Genomic DNA, 19,486 nt, shown 5'->3' with positions numbered 1-19,486 from the left:
TCAGCCGCCGATCCCGAACGCGCCGATAATTCCATCGATGATGAGCTGCGTCGACAGGGCCGCCAGGATGACGCCAAAGATCCGCGTGATGGCCCCGGCGACGCTTTCGCCAAGCGCCTTGACCAGCGGCGCCGCCAGCAGGAAGACGACCAGGCAGAGCAGCATGTTCACGCCGATTGCGGAAAGGACAGCGCCCTTCTGCTCCCAGGACGCCGACTGGGTCATGAACAGCATGGCCGTCGCGATCGACCCGGGCCCCGCCAGCATCGGAATGCCGATCGGAAAGACCGAGACGTCATCGGGTTTCTCATGTTCTTCCAGGTATTCGTCGGCCCGCGTCTCGCGCCGCTCGGTGCGCTTCTCGAACACCATGTCGAGCGCGATGAGGAAGAGCAGGACGCCGCCTGCCGCCCGGAAGGCGTCGATAGTGATCTTCAGCTGCTGCAGCAGCCAGGCGCCAAAGAAGGCAAAGCCGAAAATGATCAGCGAAGCGACGAAGATCGACTTCCAGGCCATTTCCCTGCGGTAGCGCGCATCGCCGCGCGCCGTCAGTGACGCAAAGATAGGCGCCACGCCAACTGCGTCGATCAGGACGAAGAAGGTGACGAAGGAAGCTGTGAAAACTGAGAAGAAATCGCCGGTCATGGCGTGCGCTCTAGTCTGCCGGTCTGAGCGCGTCCAGTATCTCTTCCACCGCCGGATGCAGGGCAGTCTTGTCCTTGCGCATATGCGCCGGACGATCGACCGGCTTCAGCTCGGCCATCATCTTGATCAGGCGCAGGCCGCGCGCCCTCTGCAGCAAGCCGTCCAGCTCGTCATCGCCCGACACGCTCGCGACAACGCCTTCGCCGAAATCGATCTGGATGTCAGCGTCGGCTGTCCCCGTCTCGAGGCGGGAAATGCCTTCGTCCAGAGGTAAGATCTCGTCCTGCATATTGCCCGCCGGGCCTGAGTTTGCGTTACCCATGTCGGGCCTCCGCCTCGGAGTCGCGCCGTACCAGCTTACGGCATGTTCCCAACGCCTTGTAGACCTGACCGGCCGCCAGCGACCGGGTGATGGAGAGAATCTCCGTGCGGTCCTTTTCCTCGCGGGTTTCCTCCATCAGATCGGCAAGCGCGGAAATACAGGCATCGTAAAGCGCGCCGCCCTTGTCGCCGGTCAGATACATCTGCATGACCGAGAAATAGGCGGCATCCTGAAGGGTCTTCACCTGCTCAGGAAACATGATGTCGCGTTCACGCAGGATACGCGCACGCGTTTCCAGCAACAGGGTGCCGCGCCGCTCACCATTACGGATCACGGCGCCATTCACCACAACGGCTTCGCCGGGTTTGAGCGACAGTTTGAGCGGCATTCAGCCTTCCCCCCGCAGGATACTTCTATCCGAATCAGGCTTTTACAATAGGTTACGAATGGTTAATACGACATTGAAAATGCCGTTTGCAAACCCCTGCGCAGTTGACGCGAAGTCACATTGCAGCGAGCGGTTGCTCTCTGGCGCGCTGCCTCTATCATCTGGAAGCGGAAGAATTGGAGAAATCGATGCGCTTCGAAGGCACACAGGATTATGTCGCAACAGAGGATCTGCGCGTGGCCGTTAACGCCGCGATCGCTCTGGAACGCCCGCTTCTGGTCAAGGGCGAGCCGGGCACCGGCAAGACCGTTCTCGCCATCGAGGTCGCGAAGGCACTCGGTGCGCCGCTGATCGAATGGCACATCAAATCGACGACCAAAGCCGCCCAGGGCCTTTACGAATACGACGCCGTTAGCCGCCTGCGCGATGGCCAGATGGGCGATGAGCGCGCCAAGGACGTCTCCAACTACATCAAGAAGGGCAAGCTCTGGGAAGCCTTCACCGCGAAGGAACGCCCGATCCTGCTCATCGACGAGATCGACAAGGCCGATATCGAATTCCCGAACGACCTCCTGCAGGAGCTCGACCGGATGGAGTTCTATGTCTACGAGACCGATGAGACCATCAAGGCCAAGCAGCGCCCGATCGTGATCATCACCTCGAACAATGAGAAGGAACTGCCGGACGCCTTCCTGCGCCGCTGCTTCTTCCACTTCATCAAGTTCCCGGACGAGCAGACGATGAACGAGATCATCGAGGTGCACTATCCGGGCATCAAGAAGAAGCTGGTCTCCGAAGCGCTGACCACCTTCTACTCCATGCGCGAAGTCCCCGGCATGAAGAAGAAGCCGTCGACCAGCGAACTGCTCGACTGGCTGAAACTGCTGATGAACGAGGATATCGACCTTGAGACCCTCAAGGAGCAGAACCCGGACAAGCTGACCCCACCGCTGCATGGCGCGCTGCTCAAGAACGAGCAGGACGTCGCCCTGTTCGAGCGCCTGGCCTTCCTGTCGCGCCGCGAAAACACCCCGCGCCGCGGCCCGTCTGGCTGATCGGGCGGGCTCGCTTCAGCGCGAGGCTTTCAGGAAAATTCAGGCTTGAAGGCCTTTGGGCTTTCTCCATAATCCCTCCTCGGGGGAGGGACGCATCATGGCTGTGGCCGATCTGAAGAAACTGAGGCACCCGTCTGAGACGAGCCGGTTCCTGTTCGCGCTGATCGTCGTCGTGCCTTTGTCGCTGGTCGCGCTCGTCTATCTGGTTCTGACGCTCGGCCTGATCCTGCTGCCTATCCTTCTGGTCCTTGTCTTCATCCGCAACATCGTCCTCGCCAGCTTCCTCGGAAACTATGTCCGGGTCAGCGAGCACAATTTCCCGCAAATCGCGCGGTGGAGCGACGAGGTCTGCGCTTCGATCGGCTACGACAAGCCGATCGATGTCTTCGTGTACGAGGACGGCTCCTTCAATGCGATGCTGGTGCCGATCCTCAAGAAGAAGGCTGTCCTGCTGAATTCAGAGACCGTGCACGGCGCCGACGAGACGGAAATGAAGTGGCTGCTCGGCCGGTTCGTGGGATACCTGAAGGGCAAGAAGATGCGCTTCTGGGTGTTCGAAGTGTTCCTCAACGCGTTCGAGAACCTGTTCGTCTTCAACTTCTTCCTCTACCCCTATGAACGCTCCGCCGTGCTGACCGGCGACCGCATCGGCGCCTATGCGGCCGGCTTCAACCAGCCGCGCATTCTCTCGGCCATGGCCAAGCTCATGGTCGGCCCGGATGTCGCCGGTCAGGTCACCGCGCAGGGCATCGCCGAACAGGACGGGATGCTGCGTCGCAAGCCCTTCTTCAGCCTCATGGCCCGGCTGGCCTCACCCTTTCCGCACATGACGCGCCGCTACACCGAGATGCTGATTTTCTTCCGGGAAGGCGCGAGCGATCTACCGCCGCCGGAAGCCCCGAGCGCCTCTGCAGCGAGCCGGCACCCGGCCTACGCGTCCACATCGCCGGGCGGCGATGCTTTTGCCGCCGACCTGCCGGGCAGAGCAAGCGGGCCGGGTCTCGGCATGCTCATCCTGGCGCTGGTCCTTGGCCTGGCCGCCTATGGCAGCCTGACACGCCTTCTCGATCTCTCTGAGCCCCGGCTCGTCGAACCGGTCCTGTCCTGGCTCACCTTCGCCGAGCTTCCCCTGCTGCTCGGTAGCGGCTGGCCGCTCGAATTGCAGTTCTGGGGCTGTGTCGCGGCTGGCGGCCTGGTGGCCGCCCTGGTGGGCCGGCGAAGCGCTGCCGTGAACGCCTATGTCGGCGTCCTGTTCATCTGGTCTCTCGGCTTTGCAGGCTACACCTGGGTCGATGGCGGCATGGAGACCGGCGCGCTCTGGACTTATACTCAGTACCTGCTGCTCGGAACCGTCATGATGCTGATCGCCTGCATCCCCGGCTATCTCGCTTCCCGCCTGTTCGGGAATGAGTGACCTACTGTTCTGACGCGACCGCCACAGGCACCGTCAGGTCGACGCGGCGGATTTCGCTGATACCCCTGTCCGCGTCCAGCTGGCCCTCGATGACCGTCGTGCCGGACAGCGCAAAGACCCGGCCGAGCGTGAAAATCGGCCGCGAATTGCCATACCAGTCGATGCAGGACACCTCGCACTCATAGCTCGGATCCGGCTCGCCATCAGCGCCCATCAGCGTCCCGGCCGAATGCAGTGAGGCGTCCGTGCCGACCTTGATATAGCTGAGATCGGAATTGTCCGAGCGCCACACCCAGCGGCCGGCTTCCCAGGTCTGCTGGACGGTCGGCAGACCGATCAGGCCATCGCCCTCCGGTCCGATGCGGCTATTGAAAGCGTGGCTGCGATTTTCCGATTCATAGCGCGAGACCAGGGTCAGCTGCCCGGCGACCTTCGGGGCCTCGCCGCGAAGATCGATGCTCGACAGACTGAGGCCACGCCGGTCCATGTATCCGGTGGCGACAAGATGGTCGCGGGCACGTTCCAGACGGATGACGCTCTGATGGACATCCAGCGTCAGGGGGCTGGCCGGGTCCGCCAACGGGACAAGTGTCAGCCGCGACGACGCCAGCGGCAGCTGCTCATCGGACGACCAGAGCGGCACGGTCTCATTGTATGTCGTGTAGGCGAAATGCGTGTTCGTGAACCGGTTCTCGATCGTGCCGTCCTCGACGTCCGGCAGCGCCACATAGTCCGCCGGATCGATATCGGCAGGCGCCGCGCCGATCCGCTCGCGCGGCAGCTGCATCAGCGCATAGCCCGCCTGCTCGTCATCCTCACCTTCCTCCAGCTGGACGAAAGCGCGGAACACATCGCTCGCCGCGGCCATCGAGAACTGGTTGACGGGCTCGCCCTGCACCTTCGCGACGCCGGGTGCTGCATCGCCATAGGGGATTGAATAGAGCAGCGCCGGATTGTCGCCGTCATGATCGCCCGCCGAGTTCTGCCACCAGCTCTTGTCGGCCGCATTCACCCAGAGCCAGACAGCGTCCTGCGAGGCGTAGTATTCATAGCTGTCACTGGCGAGAAAGGCCGTGGTGCGGCAGTCCGGAGCCGTCCCTGTATCGGCAAGGACCGTCTTCAGCGGACAGAGCGTGATCGTGTGGAGCAGCGGGTCGTTGGTATCCTGCAGCGGCCGGTAGACGGTCTCTGCCTTGAGGCGCGAGGTGTCCTTCTTCGCCATGGTGCGTGACAGGACTGGCGCGTTCAGCGCCTCGAAATCATCGATGTCGACAAGGTAAAAGGATGTGTGCAGCGCGAGCTGCCCGTTGACGAGGCGGGTCGTGTAATTGTCGCCGTCATAATAATCCATGGCCGGCAGGAAGAAGCGGTCCCGGAAGGTGATCGTGCCATCTTCGGCAAGTTCGAGAACAGCGAAGACGGATGCTTCGGCATCGTAGGAATAGCCGATCACGATCATCTGGTTCCCGAAGACCAGCATCTCGTCATACCAGGTGTCTTCCTCGGCCGTCTGGTAGACGTTCTCGCGATCGACGAATTTCAGGCCGGGCGCGCCATCCGGCATCAGGTCGACCGAAAAGAGACGGCCATCCTGCATGACGATCAGATAGCGCCCGATCTGTTTGACGACATCGCCTTCATCGACGCCGGCCTCCTGCGTGTTGGTGATCGATGCGGCCTCTTCCGCCGAGCCGGTCACCGTGACCTGGTCAACGCCGGCCGCCGGTTCGACGTCCGCCATTTTCGAGGCGGGCTCACTGGGAGCAGGCGCACTGGGGGCCGGCGCGCTCGGCGTGGGTGCGCCCGCCGAAGGTGGCGGGGGTGGAGGCGGCGGCGGCGGAGGAGGAGGAGGCGCTGGCGGTGGCGGAGGTGGAGGTGGAGGCGGTGCCGACATGGCCGGTGCGGCGCTCTCAAACCAGGCGTCGCCGTCCGCGGACTCACCCCTGTCGAGCTTGCCCGTCAGCGTGCGGTAATAGTGCTCGAACTCCGCCTCGCTGGCGAAGGTCGCAAGCGTCGGCCAGACCGTCTGCGAGGGCTGGGAGAAATCCGGTTCAGGTGCAGCGGGCTCAGGCGTTTCTGGAGCCTGCGTCACACAGGCGCCAAGAAGGAAGGCGCCCAGCGCCACCGAGACTGAACCAACTCGCATTATATCCTCCCACCTGCTGCCTGTGACCATCGAAGAAAAATATGGCGAAATCAAGCAATTGGCGCGGAGCTATCATCCTGAAGCCGAGCATGCACCAGGCGTTCGGAATTACCGTCTCCGCCCTGGATCGGGCTGTCCGCCCGATCGACAACCTGCCAGCCCTGCCCCTCCAGCCACGCGCAGAACGCATCTTCGGCATCGCGGACGGCTTTGGCATCGGTGACGATCCCGCCCTTGCCGACATGCGCCCGGCCGACCTGGAATTGCGGCTTGAACAGGCAGACCAGATCGGCGCCCGGCGCGGCCAGTGACAGTGGTACCGCCAGCAGCTTCTCCAGCGCGATGAAGCTTGCGTCACAGACGATGAGACCCGGCAAAAATCCGATATCGCCGCGCGTCAGCTGGCGCGCATCGAACCCTTCCAGCGACCTCACCCGCTCATCCCCGGCAAGGCTCGAATGAAGCTGGCCACGGCCGACATCGACCGCGCAGACCCGCGATGCGCCCCGGCTGAGCAGGACATGGGTAAACCCGCCCGTCGACGCGCCGACATCGAGGCAGTCCCGCCCGGTCGGATTAACACCGAAGAGATCCAGCGCATGGGCAAGCTTCACCCCGCCGCGCGACACCCAGGGATGGGCCGGCGCGGCCTCGATCCGGTCCGTATCGCGGATTTTCGCAGATGGCTTGGTGAGCTGCACCCCGTTGACGGCCACGCGCCCGGCGCTGATGGCGGCCTGCGCAGCTGCACGGCTCTCGAAGTGGCCAAGCGCGACCAGCACGCGGTCTGCCCTGTCGGGATTACTCAAAATTCACGCCCTTCCGGAACGACACAGCCCTGACCGGCATTGGTCACCTTGCCGCTCTTACTATATCAGTGAGGGCGAAACCAAGGAGTTCGGAATCATGCGGAAATTCTCGATACCACTGGCCGTCTGCGCCACAGCTGTCCTGTTTGCCTGTTCGCAGCAGGCCTCGGATGCCCAGGATCAGGAAACAGCGGAGGCGCCTGCTCAGGATGAAGCTGCCCTGCCCGAACCCGGCGGCAGCGAGTCCCTTCCATCGATGATGCGCGCGACCGGAGACCTGCTCGGCGGTGACGGCAACACGATCGGCAGCGTCAACCTGATCGAAGGGCCGAACGGCATCCTCATGGAAGTCAGCATCGACGCTGGCGGCCTCACACCCGGCTGGCATGCCATCCACATGCACCAGACCGGCGATTGCAGCGATACGGGCAGCTACACCGCCTCCGGCGGACACGTCGGCAAAGTCGACGGCGGCCATGGCCTGCTCAATCCAGCCGGCCCCGAGCCGGGTGACCTGCCCAACCTCTATGCCTTCGAGGACGGGTCGGTTCACTTTGAAACATTCACCGACCTGGTCAGCCTGTCTGACGTTATGGACGAGGATGGCGGGGCCATCATCATCCATGAAGGCCGCGACGACCATCTGAGCCAGCCCATTGGCGGCGCCGGCGGTCGCGTGGCCTGCGCCGTCGTCAACTAGGCCCGGACGAGACGGCGCTGACGGATCGGCCGGTCACTCCGAGCGGTCGATCTTCCCGCGTAGTGCTTTTTTCTCGCCGTGTTCCTTCTTGGCCTTGATGCGACGCTCGACGGCGCCGCGTCCTGGCCGGGTCGGAATGCGGCGTTTGCGTTTCTGGGCCGCCTGCCGGATCATGCCCTGCAGCCGGGTTCTCGCCGCCTCGCGGTTTCGGGCCTGCGAGCGGTGCTCACTCGCCTCGACGATCACATCGCCTTCCTTGGTAATGCGGGACTTCCAGCGCTGGCGGAAGCGGGTCTTGATGGCCTGCGGCAGGCTCGAGGCATCGACATTCCAGCGCAGCTGCACAGCCGTCGAAACCTTGTTCACATTCTGCCCGCCCGGCCCTGACGCGCGCACGAATGTTTCGACCAGCTCCCAATAAGGCACTGAATAATCGTCGTTTATTCTGAGATCGTCGCTGGATGACATGATGAAGGGTCTGTTCAGGCAGGGTTCAAGCTTGCGAACCTATTATTCAATCAGGGTTTCAGCACTGAAACCAGATCAACGCCGGACAGCCGGTAATTTCATCGGGAGGCTAAATCAATGGCTCTCTACAAGACACTCGTGCGAATGGGGGCATCCGTTGTCCTCTCATTTGCCATGCTTGCACCGGCTGCAATGGCCGAAGAACGTGGCCGCGGCGAGCGCGGCGGATATCATGACCGCGGCGACCGCGGTGACCGGGGGCATCGCGGCGATCGCGGCCACAGGGGCGACCGCGGAAACCGTCATCATGGCGGGCGGGATCATGGGCGCGACTGGAATCGTGGACGCGACCATGGCCGTGACTGGAATCGCGGCCGGGACCATAAACGGGACTGGCGTCATTCACGCGACCACCGCCGCGACTGGAGCCACAATCGCGACCGCGACTGGAATCGCGGCTATCATCACCGCCGGCACTATTCGGCCCCGCGTGTCGTGAACCGCTACTATTACAGCGCGCCTCGCTACAACTACGGCCATTACCGGCCGCGTGTGACCTTCCACTATGATCACGGCTACTATCATGGCGGCTACCGGATCGGCGGCTATTACAGCTATCGTCCGAACACGATCATCATTCGCGACTATTCGCGCTATGGCCTCTATGCCCCGCCGCATGGCCATCACTGGGTCCGCGATCCCTATAGCGGCGACGCGGTCCTGGCCTCCATCGCCACGGGTGCCATTATCGGCCTCGCCGTCGGTATCCTGGCGCAATAAGTCACCCCGGACACGCAATACAAAACGCCCGGCCCTCGCATGAAGGCCGGGCGATTTTTTTGTTCACCTTTCATTAGGCACGAGTCATGCTTTAATTGTTAGTGCCGGACCATTTTGCGGCCGGTGCTTTGTTTTCAGCAACAGAAAGGAGGTGATCCAATGTCGAGTGAGAAACCAGGGGCGGCTATTGGATCCGTCCGTGCTGGTGGACTTGGAGAGCAGCCTCTCTTTGACCGCTAGCACTGGCAAAGGCGGGCCCTGAGCCTGCCGGGATTCAGAGCCAAACCGGCTCACGGAGGCCGCCCGTCAGGGCGGCCTTTTCGTTTGCGGAAATAGAGGGATGGCCGCCCGCCTAGTTGCCCGAGGCAGCGCCCCCGCCAAACCACATGCGACCGCGCTGCAGGTCTTGGCTGAGCCGGATTTCGACCGGTTCGCCGGACAGTCTCTGGCGGTAGACCTGCGTGTTCTCCAGGACGCGCTGGACATAGTTGCGGGTTTCGGAGAACGGGATGAACTCGATCCAGTCGATCGGATCAATCTCACCGGTGCGCGGGTCGCCATAATCACGGATCCAGCGCGCCGGCCTCGACGCGCCGGCATTATACGCCGCCGCCGTCATGATGTAGCTGCCATTGAACCGGTCCAGCAGCGTATCGAGATGCGCGCCGCCAAGCGTCATGTTGTAGCCTGGATCATCGGTCAGCCAGGACGTCTTGTAAGGCAGGCCGATATTGCGGGCCTCCATCCGGGCGGTGCTGGGGATGAACTGCATCAGGCCGCGCGCATTCGCATGCGAGACCGCCGACGGGTTCATTTCGCTTTCCTGACGCGACAGCGCATACATCATGGCCCGTTCGACGTCCGGCTCACGGAGCAACTCGAAATCGGGCACCGGGAACGCGGCATCCGTCGCCACGATCCCCTTGGCGAGGCCTGCCTTCGCGCCGCGCACGCCAATGTCTGCATACAGATAATCGGAAGCGAGCTCGGACAGGAGCAGGTAATCCGCCTCGGTCGCGAGCATGTCATCCAGGTGATAGGCGAACTGACGGAATTCACCGGCCTCGCCATTCTCCGCCAGCAGCTTCAGCGCCTGTACGAGTGGGCGGGCGTTGAAGGCCGCGCGCTCCTCCTCGCTTACCGGCTGGCTGGCCTGCAGGAAGAGCTGGGTATTGCCGGTCTTTTCCGCGGCCAGCTGGCCATAGAAGACGAACGGATACTGCGCCGCCAGCGCATAAGCTTCCTGCGCCTCGTCTGTCCGGCCGAGCGCCTCGAGGGCACGGCCGCGCCAGTAGTCGGCCCGCGACTGGCTGATCGGGGTCGAGACGTTCTTGCCCAGGTTTTCGAAATGGCCGAGCGCCTTTTCTGGCTGCTCCAGCTGACGCAAGGCGATCCAGCCGGCCAGCCATTCGGCTTCGGCAAAGTCCGTGCCCTCGCTCATGCCATGCGGCTCGGCAAGCTGGTAGGCGGTGGTGAAATCGCCATCCTTCAGCGCCGAACGCAGCGCCATGGACCGCTCACGCCAGAGATTGTCGCGACCGACAGACGGCACTTCGGCCCCGTCGATCTGCGCCAGAAGCGGGACATAGTTCGACTCCGGCTGGCCCGCCCTGCGGCGCCATTTCGCCCGGTCATAAAGCAGGCCCGGATTGTCCTGAAGGTATTCCGGGACAGCATCGACGGCCCCATCCACACCGCGGCGGCGCAGCTGCAGGCTGGAGCGGGCCTCGACCAGCCTGCGCCAGTCCGGGCTGAGATAGGGCTGCAGCCTTGCGGCCGCCGAATGCTGGGCCGTCCAGAGCAGGAAGTCGGCGCGCTGCTGGTGATCGAACGGCGTCAGGTCACTGCCATAGCGGGCAAGGACCTGGTTGGTGAGGTCGTCATCCAGCGTGTTCCCGTGCCAGGCCTGCCGGATATAGGTCAGCGCCTCGTCGCGGCGCCCCTCACGGCGGAGCGCCTCGGCCAGCGCGACGCGGCCGGCACCAGAGACCGGACCGCCAATCTCTTCGAACCAGTCTATCTGCTGCTGCGAATTCAGCGCCGAAAGTGAAACGGCCTCCTCCGCCCGGACCTGGACGCTGGTCATCTGCGGCCAGTCGCCCTGCGAGCGCAGCAGATTGCTCAACTCGTCGAAGGACATGATCAGGTCGCCGCGGCCGCGATACCAGCGAATCACCTGCCGGACGATTTCCGACCGCGCCTGCGCTTCGAGGCTGCGAACGGTGCTCCAGCGGTTCTCTGCGGCGGCATTGAGTGCACTGCGCAGAATGCCCGCATCCGTTGTCGACACGACATTCGATGCCGCGACCAGATCGGGCTTGAGGCTTGGCGCTGGTGGAATGGCTGCAGACGCGCTGGCTGCAGCCGAAATCAGCAGCAATGCTGCGAGACTTGCCCGATGATTACGTAGGCGCATGGACCCTGCCTGTTTTCTTTGCGTTCACAGCGTGCCAAACACGCTGTGTCGAATCTCGAATTCAGTTATCAACACATAAATCGCGGCAACAATACGATGTTCCATGGATCGATCCCTGCACTGGTCACACCCTTCAAGAACGGTGAAGTAGATCGCAAGGCCTATGCCGATTTGATCGAGCGACAGATCGAAGGCGGTAGCGGGGCGCTTGTGCCGTGCGGGACGACCGGCGAGTCTGCAACGCTCAGCCATGCAGAGCACCGCGAGGCCGTTTCCTTCTGTGTCGAAGTGGCCGCCGGCCGGGTTCCCGTCATTGCTGGCGCAGGCTCAAATTCCACAAGAGAAGCCATCGGCCTGGTCCAGCACGCCAAGGATACTGGCGCCGATGCCGCGCTCTGCGTCTGCCCGTATTACAACCGTCCGGACCAGATCGGCCTGGAAGCACATTTCCGCGCCATTGCGGACGCCGTCTCGCTGCCGATCATCATGTACAATGTCCCGGCCCGCACCGTCTCCGACGTGCAGCCCGACACAGTGATCCGTCTCGGCAAGCTGCCGAACATCGTCGGGATCAAGGACGCAACCGGCGACCTTGCGCGCGTCAGCCTGCATGCCGCCGGCCTGCAAGGCGAGCAGTTCGTGCAGATCTCGGGCGACGATCCGTCGGCGCTTGGCTACTGCGCCATGGGTGGCAAGGGCTGCATCTCCGTGACGGCAAACATCGCGCCCGAGCAGATGGCGAAGATGCACAAGGCCGTCCAGGAGGGTGACCTGGCAACGGCTCAGGAGATCGAGCGGAAATTCATCGCCCTGCACAAGGCGCTGTTCGTCACCCCCTCCCCCGGCCCGGCGAAATACGCGCTGGCCAAGCTCGGCCTGTGCTCCGGTGAGGTCCGCCTTCCCATCGTCGCGCCGCACGATGCAGCCTGTGAGAAGATTGACGCTGCAATGGAAATCGCAGGCCTTATATAGACCGGCATGTCCAAGAAGACCCAGATCAAGGGCCGCACTGATGGCCTCGTCGCAGAGAATCGGCGCTCGCGCTTCGACTACCATGTCGAGGACACGCTTGAGGCCGGTCTCGTGCTCGAAGGCAGTGAGGTCAAGTCCCTGCGCAATGGGCGCGCGAACATCGCCGAGGCTTATGCCGCCGTCGAGAATGGCGAGCTGTGGCTCGTGAATGCCGACTTCCCGCCCTATGAGGGCGCCAACCAGTTCAACCACGATCCGAAGCGGCGGCGGAAGCTGCTCGTCTCGAAGCGCGAGATTGCGAAGCTCGCCCAGGCCGTTGACCGCGCCGGGCGGACGATCGTGCCTCTGAAACTGTACTTCAACGATCGCGGGATCGCGAAACTGCTGATCGGCATCGCGACCGGCAAGCGCGCGCCCGACAAGCGCGAGACGGCAAAGAAACGCGACTGGCAGCGCCAGAAGGCCCGCATCCTGAAAGAGAATTAGGCCGAGACGATCCGCGCATACTGGCCCGGATCGACATTGCCTCCGGAAATCACGACGCCAACGCGTTTGCCCTTCGCCGCTTCCGGCAGGTCATGAAGCGCGCAGGCCAGGGCGGCCGCACCGCCGGGCTCGACGACCAGCTTGAGGTGCCTGAAGGCCTGACGCATCGCGTCCTCGATGGCCGTATCGTCGACCGCGCAGCCACCCGCCAGCAGCCGCTTGCCGAGCGCCCAGGTGATCTCACCCGGCGCGGGCGTCAGGATCGCATCGCAGATGGAGCGCGTGCCGGGCGCGTTCGCCACGATCTCGCCGGCGGCCAGCGAGCGGCGCCAGTCATCATGCTCGGCTGGTTCGGCGGTCCATATCCTTGTGCTGGGGCTCAGCGCCTCGAAGGCCAGCGCGATCCCCGTGATCAGCCCGCCTCCGCCGACACAGCAGATGAGATGGTCGAGCGGGGTGCCGGCCGCCTGCATCTGCTCGGCAAATTCGACACCGGCCGTGCCCTGCCCTGTGATGATGTACGGGTCGTCGAAGCTCGGCACGAGCACCGCCTCGCGAAGATCGGCTTCAGCCGCCGCAATCGCTTCGCGGCTTTCATTGTGTCGGTCATAGAAACGGATCTCGGCCCCGTCGCGCCGCACGCCCTCAACCTTGATGCCCGGCGCATCCGACGGCATCACGATCAGCGCAGGCATCTCAAGAAGCCGCGCGGCCCGGGCGACGCCCTGGGCGTGGTTGCCTGAGGAGAAGGCGACGACGCCGCCTTTTTGCCGGGCCGGGTCGATCTGCATCAGCCGGTTGGTGGCGCCGCGAATCTTGAAACTGCCGGTCAGCTGCAGGTTCTCGCATTTGAAGAAGAGCTCTGCACCAGCCAGTGCGTCGATGGCCTCGTTGCGCAGCACAGGCGTGCGAACAACGTGCCCCTGCAGACGGCGCGCGGCCTCAAGCACATCGTCAGGACTGGGAAGCGTTCCGTCCGGCAGCCCGGTCATCGTTACATGTACCGCCGCGACGGACCCGATGCGACGCGCTGGGTCTTGAACCAGTCGACGAACTTGCCGATGCCTTCTTCGAGGCTGACTTTCGGGTCATAGCCGTAGTCGGCCTGCATCTTGGAAATGTCGGCGCAGGTTTCGGTGACATCGCCCGGCTGCATTGGCTCAAGCGCGATGCGCGCCGTCTTGCCGGTCGCTTTCTCGATCGTTCGGATGAAGTCCATCAGCTGCACGGGCTGGTTGTGGCCGATATTGTAGAGCAGGTGCGTGCGCTCGCCATCGGCGAAATGCGGCTCGCCCGTTGCGATCGCCTTCAGGCCGGCGATGGCATCGTCGATATAGGTGAAGTCGCGTTTCATCTTGCCGCCATTGAAGACGCGGATCGTCTCGCCGCGCAGGATCCGGTCGGTGAACGACCAGTAGGCCATGTCGGGGCGGCCCCATGGACCGTAGACCGTAAAGAAGCGCACGCCGATCTGCTGCAGGTCATAAAGCTTGGCATAGGCCTGGCTCATCAGCTCGTCGGCGCGCTTGGTGGCGGCGTAGAGCGAGACCGGCCGGTCGACATTGGCGTCTTCCTTGAAGGGGGCAACGGCATCGTCGCCATAGACCGAACTCGAAGAGGCATAGACCAGCATCGGCGCCTTTGCCGCACGGCGGCAGAATTCCAGCACGGCGAGATGGCCGGTCATGTTGGACGCGGCATAGGCGAAGGGATTCTCGAGCGAATAACGGACACCGGCCTGGGCGGCGAGATGGATCACCCGGTCGATCGAATCGCGCTCTGGCAAGGCCAGCAGCCGGTCGTGATCGGAAATGTCGAGCTTGCGGAACTCGAACTCCGGCAGGCGCTCGAGCTGGTGCAGCCGCTCCTGCTTGTAGGTGACGTCGTAATAGGCATTGAGATTGTCGAGGCCGAGGACGCTATGGCCCTCTTCAAGCAGGGCTTTCGAGATCTGCGACCCGATAAAACCCGCAACGCCTGTGACTAGAAATCTCATTCATCTACCTCGCCAGCATGGCTATAGCGGGCAGGTGCAGCCGGGAAAAGAAGCTGACTGAGAATGCGCTCAAAGCCGCGAAGCGTAACGGGCGATAATGTCGCGCGCATCCTTGGATGTTTCCGGATTTTCGATCGCATGGGCCAGCACAGCCTCGAAATAACCCGCCTTCGAGCCGCAATCGAATTCCTCGCCTTCGAACTCGAATGCGTAGAAGGCCTGCTTTTCCATCAGGCGCTCCATCGAGTCGGTCAGCTGGATCTCGCCGCCGGCGCCCTTGCCCTGGTCTTCCAGCAGCGCGAAGATTTCCGGCTGGAGAATATAGCGCCCGGTGATCTTCAGGTTTGACGGGGCTTCCTCGCGCGGGGGTTTTTCCACCATGCCGCTCATCTCGATCAGGCGGCCATCGCGGGACTTGGGCGCGATGACACCATAAGAGGAGACGCGCTCTTCGGGCACTGGGTCGACCGCCACGATATTGCCGCCAACCTTGTTGTAGGCCTCGACCATCTGGGCAAGGCAGGAAGGCTTGGCCCGCACGATCACGTCGGGCAGCAGCACGGCGAACGGCTCGTTGCCGATAATGTCCTTGGCGCACCAGACGGCATGGCCGAGACCCAGCGGCGCCTGCTGGCGGGTAAAGCTGGCAGCGCCTGCAGGCAGCTTCGTCTTCTGGACTTCCTTGAGGATGTCGGCCTTGGAGGCCTTTGCCGCGAGCGAGGTCTCAAGCTCGAACGCCTCGTCGAAATAGTCCTCGATGGCGCCCTTGCCGCGGCCCGTCACGAAGACGATGTGTTCGATCCCCGCTTCGAGCGCCTCGTCGACGACATATTGGAGCGCGGGACGGTCGACGACCGGCAGCAGCTCCTTGGGTATGGATTTCGTTGCAGGAAGAACACGCGTGCCATGACCGGCCACCGGCAGAACCGCCTTACGAATTCCCATATTTTCCCCCAAATCATTCATTCTGGTTCATGTGAGGCCGAGGACCATACAGGCTCGCCTCCGATTGGCCAGCGCCGTGCTACCAGATTCCGTAAAAGAAGAATATGCCCAGCAGGGTCGTGATGCCCGAAGCCGATGCGAGGACGCGGCCGATATCCTTGATCCGCTCGCGCCTGTGGTGCGCTTCCATCGACCGGGCGAGGTTTTCCTGCATTGCACGTGCAGGCGATTCTGCCGCCTCGACATCCGGACGCGCGGAAACCTCTTCGAGACCGGCCGCATCCGTATCGGTTGCTGGCGTCTCATATGTTTCCGGCTCGTGGTGATCTGGCTTCTTGATCGCAGACATGTCGGCAGCCCTCTCCTTCAGGCCCCATTTGCCACGCCCATCCCTAATGAAGCGCTAAATGGCGCTTTGTAATTGATCGGGAATTCGGGTTTTCCGGCCATTCGGTACAGCGCCTGCCCGAATATGCCCAAGCAGCGGGCAATAAGCGCTGCCCCGGGATGAATCTGCCCGCGGGGTGTCATCGGTGCGGCAGAATCCGCTATGGTCGGAGCGCGTTTTCAGGACCCTTTTAGCCGATGGAAAACAAGATCCCCGGAAGGCTCGCCTGGATTGGCCGGCTTCGCATGCCCGCGCTGATCCTTCTCACCGCCCTGGCGCTCTGGGCCGGTGCGAAGTTTGTCTGGGCGGAAAGCGACTATGTCGAGACGACGCTGATCGGCGTCCGCTTCCTGGTGATCTCGGCGATTGGCTGGGCCGTCACCTCGCTGACCGATCTCGCCATCAAGCGGCGCATGGGCCGTCTGGACATTGATGTCGCGGACAATTTCCAGGCACGCAAATCGGCAACCCGCCTCGATGTGATGCGGCGGGTCATCATTGTCGTCGGCGCGATTGCAACGCTCGCCTGCGCGCTCGTTGTCGTGCCGTGGGCACGCCAGCTCGGCGTATCGCTGCTGGCGTCTGCGGGGATCGTCGGCATCGCGGTTGGCCTCGCCGCGCGGCCGGTCCTGTCGAACCTGATCGCGGGCATCCAGATCGCCTTCACCCAGCCGATCCGGATCGAGGATGCCGTCGTGCTGGAGAATGAGTGGGGCTGGATCGAGGAGATCGACCTCTTCTACGTTGTCGTCCGCATCTGGGACCGCCGCCGCCTGATCGTGCCCCTCACCTATTTCATCGAAAAGCCGTTCCAGAACTGGACGCGCAAGTCCGGCACGATCATCGGCGCCGTCTATTGGTGGCTCGACTATCGCGCCCCGGTCGCCAAGATGCGCGACAAGCTGGAAGAAATCTGCAAGTCGACCGAGCTCTGGGACGGCGAGGTGGTGAACCTGCAGGTGTCGGAAACCGACAAGATGACCATCCAGGTCCGCGCGCTCGCCACCGCCAGCACAAGCCCGCGCGCCTGGGACCTGCGCTGCTATATCCGCGAGCAGATGATCAACTGGCTGCAGGCCGAACACCCCGAAGCCTTTCCGCGCATCCGGGCCCGCGCCGAGGTGTCCGACGAGCCGATGAATTTCGCCCCGCCGCCGAAGCCATCCGACATCGAACTGGGTGACCAGTCGCTGGACGGCTCCGAGCTGGCGGACAGCGGTGCGGGTGAACCGAAACCCTAAAGCGTGCTCACGACGTGCCCGCCATCGACGACGATGGTCGACCCGGTCATGTAGCTGCCCGCATCGGACGCCAGCAGCAGCAGCGCGCCGGCCAGCTCCTCATGCTTGCCGAAACGGCGCATCGGGACGCGCTTGCGCATCTTGTCACCGGCCTCGCTGTCGAGGAATTCGTCATTGATGTCGGTCTTGAAGTAGCCGGGCGCGATCGCGTTCACGCGGATGCCGTAGCGGGCCGATTCCAGCGCCATCACGCGGGTGAGATGGTCGACAGCGGCCTTGGACGCGGCATAGGCGGCAATGGTGTGCTGCGGGCGCAGGGCGGTGATCGACGCGATATTGATGATGGAGCCGGGCTTACCCGCTTCCATCAGCGCATTCGCCCCGGCCTTGGCGACGCGCCAGACACCGTCGAGATTGGTGTTCATGACCGCGCGCCAGTCTTCCTCGGTCATCTGCGTGAACCAGTTGTCCCGCGAAATGCCGGAATTGTTGACAATGATATCTACGGGGGCGCACAGCTTGTCCTGGACGGTCTTGAAGGCCGCTTCGACGCTGGCCGGGTCGGTGACGTCCATTTCAACCGCGAGCGCCTTTCCGCCGGAGGACTCGATTTCGCCGGCCAGCGCTTCGAGTTTTTCAAGGCGCCGCGCCGCCAGCACCACACCGGCTCCAGCCTTGGCCAGGGCGCGCGCAAACGCTGCGCCAAGTCCACCTGACGCACCGGTAACCATCGCTGTTTTTCCCGTTAGTTCGAACAATTCCATGCCTCGTTTTCCGTTTCGCTATTGCTTTCGCGCAAGATTTTTCCGATCACTCGCGCCATGAAGCTCACAATCTTAAAAGAAACAAGTCCGGGGGAAACGCGCGTCGCGGCAACTCCGGAGTCGGTGAAAAAGCTGATTGGGCTCGGGCATTCGGTGACCATTGAATCTGGCGCCGGAACCGCTGCGGGATTCCCGGACAAGGCTTTTTCGGAGGAAGGTGCAACCATTGCCAAGACGGCGGCAACAGCACTGAAGGGGGCTGACCTTCTGCTGAAGGTCCGCGCGCCGAGTGCCGAGGAGGCCGGGAAATATCCCGAGGGCCTGACCGTCATCGCGCTGATGAACCCGTTCAACATGGGCGACCTCACGGACGCTTATAACGCGAAAAAACTCAACACGCTCGCCATGGAATTCACCCCGCGCATCACGCGGGCCCAGTCCATGGACGCGCTGTCCTCGCAGTCGAACCTGGCCGGCTATCGCGCCATGATCGAGGGCGCGCAGATCTATGGCCGCGCCATGCCGATGATGATGACCGCTGCGGGCACGGTTGCCCCGGCCAAGGTGTTCGTCATGGGCGCGGGCGTCGCCGGTCTTCAGGCCATCGCCACGGCCCGCCGCCTTGGCGGTGTTGTGACGGCGACCGACGTTCGTCCGGCGGCCAAGGAACAGGTCGCCTCGCTCGGCGCCAAGTTCATCGCTGTCGAGAACGAAGAGTTCAAGGAAGCCGAGACCGCTGGCGGCTATGCCAAGGAAATGTCGGACGACTACAAGAAGCAGCAGGCTGAACTGACGGCGAACCATATCGCCAAGCAGGACATCGTCATCACCACCGCCCTCATCCCGGGCCGGCCTGCGCCGGAACTGGTCAGCGAAGCGATGGTGAAATCGATGAAGCCGGGCTCGGTGATCGTCGACATGGCCGTCGCCTCGGGGGGCAACTGCCCGCTGTCCAATCCCGATGAGGTCGTCGATGTCGACGGCGTGAAAGTGGCCGGGTTCTCCAACCTGCCCGCACGCCTGCCGGCCGACTCCTCCTCGCTCTATGCGAAGAACCTGCTCGCCTTCCTGCCGCTGATCACAGCCGAGGATGGCGCGCTGAACCTCGATACCGACGATGAAATCGTCACCGCCATGCTGCTGACCCGCGGCGGCGAAACCGTGAATGAAAGGCTGAAATCATGAAAGCCATTCCAGTAATCCTGTCGGCAGCGGCCCTCGCCCTGCCAGCGCAAGCGGCCGAGATATCGGCCATCAACCCGACGGTCTTCCTGGCCGCGATTTTCGCGTTGGCCTGTTTCGTCGGCTACTATGTCGTCTGGTCGGTGACCCCGGCCCTGCACACCCCGCTCATGGCCGTGACCAATGCCATCTCGTCGGTGATCATCGTTGGCGCCATCGTTGCGGCAACGGCCTCCGGCGCGATCAATGGCGGCTGGATCGCCAAGGCGCTGGGCGGGCTCGCCGTGGCGCTGGCCAGCGTCAACATCTTCGGCGGCTTCCTCGTCACCCAGCGCATGCTGGCCATGTACAAGAAGAAGGGGGAGTAAA

At 63.1% G+C, this 19,486-nt stretch carries 21 protein-coding genes; 9 read left to right on the top strand and 12 right to left on the bottom strand.

Annotation, left to right across the window (positions count from 1 at the left end; translation table 11 throughout):
- Genes D1227_RS13640 through D1227_RS13630 form a run of 3 tightly spaced genes read right to left on the bottom strand, consistent with a single transcriptional unit; the run spans position 1 to position 1,355 of the window.
- Positions 1 to 645 (bottom strand): MarC family protein, encoded by a 645-nt coding sequence (locus D1227_RS13640; RefSeq protein ID WP_119405031.1) that lies wholly within the window; start codon positions 643 to 645, stop codon positions 1 to 3.
- A 10-nt stretch (positions 646 to 655) separates the two neighbouring features.
- Entirely contained in the window at positions 656 to 967 is a 312-nt protein-coding gene (locus D1227_RS13635; protein WP_119405030.1) for a hypothetical protein, read from the bottom strand.
- Entirely contained in the window at positions 960 to 1,355 is a 396-nt protein-coding gene (locus D1227_RS13630; RefSeq protein ID WP_119405029.1) for a flagellar biosynthesis repressor FlbT, read from the bottom strand. Before D1227_RS13630 ends, D1227_RS13635 begins: the two co-directional genes overlap by 8 nt.
- Before the next feature lie 188 nt (positions 1,356 to 1,543).
- Here D1227_RS13630 and D1227_RS13625 point away from each other — a divergent pair, with 188 nt between their 5' ends.
- Positions 1,544 to 2,410: an AAA family ATPase gene (locus tag D1227_RS13625; protein ID WP_119377187.1), complete on the top strand. Its 867-nt coding sequence runs from the start codon at positions 1,544 to 1,546 to the stop codon at positions 2,408 to 2,410.
- Positions 2,411 to 2,507: 97 nt separating this feature from the next.
- Entirely contained in the window at positions 2,508 to 3,824 is a 1,317-nt protein-coding gene (locus D1227_RS13620; RefSeq protein WP_119405028.1) for a M48 family metallopeptidase, read from the top strand.
- Position 3,825: 1 nt separating this feature from the next.
- Here D1227_RS13620 and D1227_RS13615 read toward each other — a convergent pair whose 3' ends face one another.
- Together D1227_RS13615 and D1227_RS13605 are read right to left on the bottom strand one after the other, a co-directional pair.
- Positions 3,826 to 5,970 carry a beta-propeller domain-containing protein gene (locus D1227_RS13615; RefSeq protein ID WP_199288327.1) on the bottom strand — a complete coding sequence of 715 codons (2,145 nt, stop codon included), beginning with the start codon at positions 5,968 to 5,970 and terminating at the stop codon, positions 3,826 to 3,828.
- A 50-nt stretch (positions 5,971 to 6,020) separates the two neighbouring features.
- Positions 6,021 to 6,782 carry a TlyA family RNA methyltransferase gene (locus D1227_RS13605; protein WP_411710423.1) on the bottom strand — a complete coding sequence of 254 codons (762 nt, stop codon included), beginning with the start codon at positions 6,780 to 6,782 and terminating at the stop codon, positions 6,021 to 6,023.
- A gap of 94 nt (positions 6,783 to 6,876) precedes the next feature.
- Between D1227_RS13605 and D1227_RS13600 the strand changes: the two genes are divergently transcribed.
- Positions 6,877 to 7,479, top strand: coding sequence for a superoxide dismutase family protein (locus tag D1227_RS13600; RefSeq protein WP_119377192.1), 603 nt, complete (start codon positions 6,877 to 6,879; stop codon positions 7,477 to 7,479).
- A gap of 33 nt (positions 7,480 to 7,512) precedes the next feature.
- Here D1227_RS13600 and arfB read toward each other — a convergent pair whose 3' ends face one another.
- A complete protein-coding gene (arfB, locus tag D1227_RS13595) occupies positions 7,513 to 7,947 on the bottom strand; it encodes an alternative ribosome rescue aminoacyl-tRNA hydrolase ArfB (RefSeq protein WP_119377193.1) in 435 nt (144 codons plus the stop codon).
- 117 nt (positions 7,948 to 8,064) lie between these two features.
- On the opposite strand from arfB, the gene D1227_RS13590 reads away from it, so the two are divergent.
- Entirely contained in the window at positions 8,065 to 8,727 is a 663-nt protein-coding gene (locus D1227_RS13590; RefSeq protein WP_119405025.1) for an RcnB family protein, read from the top strand.
- A gap of 352 nt (positions 8,728 to 9,079) precedes the next feature.
- Here the strand turns inward: D1227_RS13590 and D1227_RS13585 are convergent, their stop codons facing one another.
- The gene (locus tag D1227_RS13585) at positions 9,080 to 11,143 is read right to left on the bottom strand and encodes a lytic transglycosylase domain-containing protein (RefSeq protein WP_119405024.1); all 2,064 of its coding nucleotides are present in this window, start codon (positions 11,141 to 11,143) and stop codon (positions 9,080 to 9,082) included.
- Positions 11,144 to 11,239: 96 nt separating this feature from the next.
- On the opposite strand from D1227_RS13585, the gene dapA reads away from it, so the two are divergent.
- Positions 11,240 to 12,115 carry a 4-hydroxy-tetrahydrodipicolinate synthase gene (gene dapA, locus D1227_RS13580; protein WP_119377330.1) on the top strand — a complete coding sequence of 292 codons (876 nt, stop codon included), beginning with the start codon at positions 11,240 to 11,242 and terminating at the stop codon, positions 12,113 to 12,115.
- Positions 12,116 to 12,121: 6 nt separating this feature from the next.
- Complete coding sequence (smpB, locus tag D1227_RS13575; protein ID WP_119377196.1) at positions 12,122 to 12,601, top strand: SsrA-binding protein SmpB; 480 nt, start codon at positions 12,122 to 12,124, stop codon at positions 12,599 to 12,601.
- Here the strand turns inward: smpB and D1227_RS13570 are convergent.
- From D1227_RS13570 to D1227_RS13555, 4 genes are all read right to left on the bottom strand, one after another.
- Positions 12,598 to 13,593 carry a threonine ammonia-lyase gene (locus D1227_RS13570; RefSeq protein ID WP_119405023.1) on the bottom strand — a complete coding sequence of 332 codons (996 nt, stop codon included), beginning with the start codon at positions 13,591 to 13,593 and terminating at the stop codon, positions 12,598 to 12,600. The genes smpB and D1227_RS13570 overlap by 4 nt on opposite strands.
- A gap of 2 nt (positions 13,594 to 13,595) precedes the next feature.
- Positions 13,596 to 14,597 (bottom strand): NAD-dependent epimerase/dehydratase family protein, encoded by a 1,002-nt coding sequence (locus tag D1227_RS13565; protein WP_119377198.1) that lies wholly within the window; start codon positions 14,595 to 14,597, stop codon positions 13,596 to 13,598.
- Positions 14,598 to 14,666: 69 nt separating this feature from the next.
- Positions 14,667 to 15,542 (bottom strand): UTP--glucose-1-phosphate uridylyltransferase GalU, encoded by an 876-nt coding sequence (galU, locus tag D1227_RS13560; RefSeq protein WP_119377199.1) that lies wholly within the window; start codon positions 15,540 to 15,542, stop codon positions 14,667 to 14,669.
- A gap of 79 nt (positions 15,543 to 15,621) precedes the next feature.
- A complete protein-coding gene (locus D1227_RS13555; RefSeq protein WP_119405022.1) occupies positions 15,622 to 15,891 on the bottom strand; it encodes a hypothetical protein in 270 nt (89 codons plus the stop codon).
- Between the two features lie 236 nt (positions 15,892 to 16,127).
- Here D1227_RS13555 and D1227_RS13550 point away from each other — a divergent pair, with 236 nt between their 5' ends.
- Positions 16,128 to 17,171: a mechanosensitive ion channel family protein gene (locus tag D1227_RS13550; RefSeq protein WP_119405021.1), complete on the top strand. Its 1,044-nt coding sequence runs from the start codon at positions 16,128 to 16,130 to the stop codon at positions 17,169 to 17,171.
- Here the strand turns inward: D1227_RS13550 and D1227_RS13545 are convergent.
- Entirely contained in the window at positions 17,168 to 17,935 is a 768-nt protein-coding gene (locus D1227_RS13545) for an SDR family NAD(P)-dependent oxidoreductase (RefSeq protein WP_119405020.1), read from the bottom strand. The two genes, D1227_RS13550 and D1227_RS13545, sit on opposite strands and share 4 nt — an antisense overlap.
- A gap of 57 nt (positions 17,936 to 17,992) precedes the next feature.
- Here D1227_RS13545 and D1227_RS13540 point away from each other — a divergent pair, with 57 nt between their 5' ends.
- Together D1227_RS13540 and D1227_RS13535 are read left to right on the top strand one after the other, a co-directional pair.
- Positions 17,993 to 19,120, top strand: a complete 1,128-nt coding sequence (locus D1227_RS13540; protein WP_119405019.1) for a Re/Si-specific NAD(P)(+) transhydrogenase subunit alpha — start codon at positions 17,993 to 17,995, stop codon at positions 19,118 to 19,120.
- A 59-nt stretch (positions 19,121 to 19,179) separates the two neighbouring features.
- A complete protein-coding gene (locus tag D1227_RS13535; protein WP_119377331.1) occupies positions 19,180 to 19,485 on the top strand; it encodes a proton-translocating transhydrogenase family protein in 306 nt (101 codons plus the stop codon).
- The last annotated feature ends 1 nt before the right edge of the window (position 19,486 follow it).

Source organism: Henriciella mobilis (assembly GCF_003576315.1).
In the GTDB taxonomy this organism is placed as follows: Bacteria; Pseudomonadota; Alphaproteobacteria; order Caulobacterales; family Hyphomonadaceae; genus Henriciella; species Henriciella mobilis.
This window is presented reverse-complemented; position numbering and strand designations above follow the sequence as displayed.

Coding starts and splice junctions, on each gene's coding strand:
- D1227_RS13570 (WP_119405023.1), bottom strand. CDS start 13,593: ATGACCGGGCTGCCGGACGGAACGCTTCCCAGTCCTGACGATGTGCTT.
- D1227_RS13615 (WP_199288327.1), bottom strand. CDS start 5,970: ATGCGAGTTGGTTCAGTCTCGGTGGCGCTGGGCGCCTTCCTTCTTGGC.
- D1227_RS13600 (WP_119377192.1), top strand. CDS start 6,877: ATGCGGAAATTCTCGATACCACTGGCCGTCTGCGCCACAGCTGTCCTG.
- D1227_RS13540 (WP_119405019.1), top strand. CDS start 17,993: ATGAAGCTCACAATCTTAAAAGAAACAAGTCCGGGGGAAACGCGCGTC.
- D1227_RS13635 (WP_119405030.1), bottom strand. CDS start 967: ATGGGTAACGCAAACTCAGGCCCGGCGGGCAATATGCAGGACGAGATC.
- D1227_RS13545 (WP_119405020.1), bottom strand. CDS start 17,935: ATGGAATTGTTCGAACTAACGGGAAAAACAGCGATGGTTACCGGTGCG.
- D1227_RS13625 (WP_119377187.1), top strand. CDS start 1,544: ATGCGCTTCGAAGGCACACAGGATTATGTCGCAACAGAGGATCTGCGC.
- D1227_RS13590 (WP_119405025.1), top strand. CDS start 8,065: ATGGCTCTCTACAAGACACTCGTGCGAATGGGGGCATCCGTTGTCCTC.
- D1227_RS13555 (WP_119405022.1), bottom strand. CDS start 15,891: ATGTCTGCGATCAAGAAGCCAGATCACCACGAGCCGGAAACATATGAG.
- D1227_RS13620 (WP_119405028.1), top strand. CDS start 2,508: ATGGCTGTGGCCGATCTGAAGAAACTGAGGCACCCGTCTGAGACGAGC.
- D1227_RS13550 (WP_119405021.1), top strand. CDS start 16,128: ATGGAAAACAAGATCCCCGGAAGGCTCGCCTGGATTGGCCGGCTTCGC.
- D1227_RS13630 (WP_119405029.1), bottom strand. CDS start 1,355: ATGCCGCTCAAACTGTCGCTCAAACCCGGCGAAGCCGTTGTGGTGAAT.
- D1227_RS13565 (WP_119377198.1), bottom strand. CDS start 14,597: ATGAGATTTCTAGTCACAGGCGTTGCGGGTTTTATCGGGTCGCAGATC.
- arfB (WP_119377193.1), bottom strand. CDS start 7,947: ATGTCATCCAGCGACGATCTCAGAATAAACGACGATTATTCAGTGCCT.
- D1227_RS13640 (WP_119405031.1), bottom strand. CDS start 645: ATGACCGGCGATTTCTTCTCAGTTTTCACAGCTTCCTTCGTCACCTTC.
- galU (WP_119377199.1), bottom strand. CDS start 15,542: ATGGGAATTCGTAAGGCGGTTCTGCCGGTGGCCGGTCATGGCACGCGT.
- dapA (WP_119377330.1), top strand. CDS start 11,240: ATGTTCCATGGATCGATCCCTGCACTGGTCACACCCTTCAAGAACGGT.
- D1227_RS13585 (WP_119405024.1), bottom strand. CDS start 11,143: ATGCGCCTACGTAATCATCGGGCAAGTCTCGCAGCATTGCTGCTGATT.
- smpB (WP_119377196.1), top strand. CDS start 12,122: ATGTCCAAGAAGACCCAGATCAAGGGCCGCACTGATGGCCTCGTCGCA.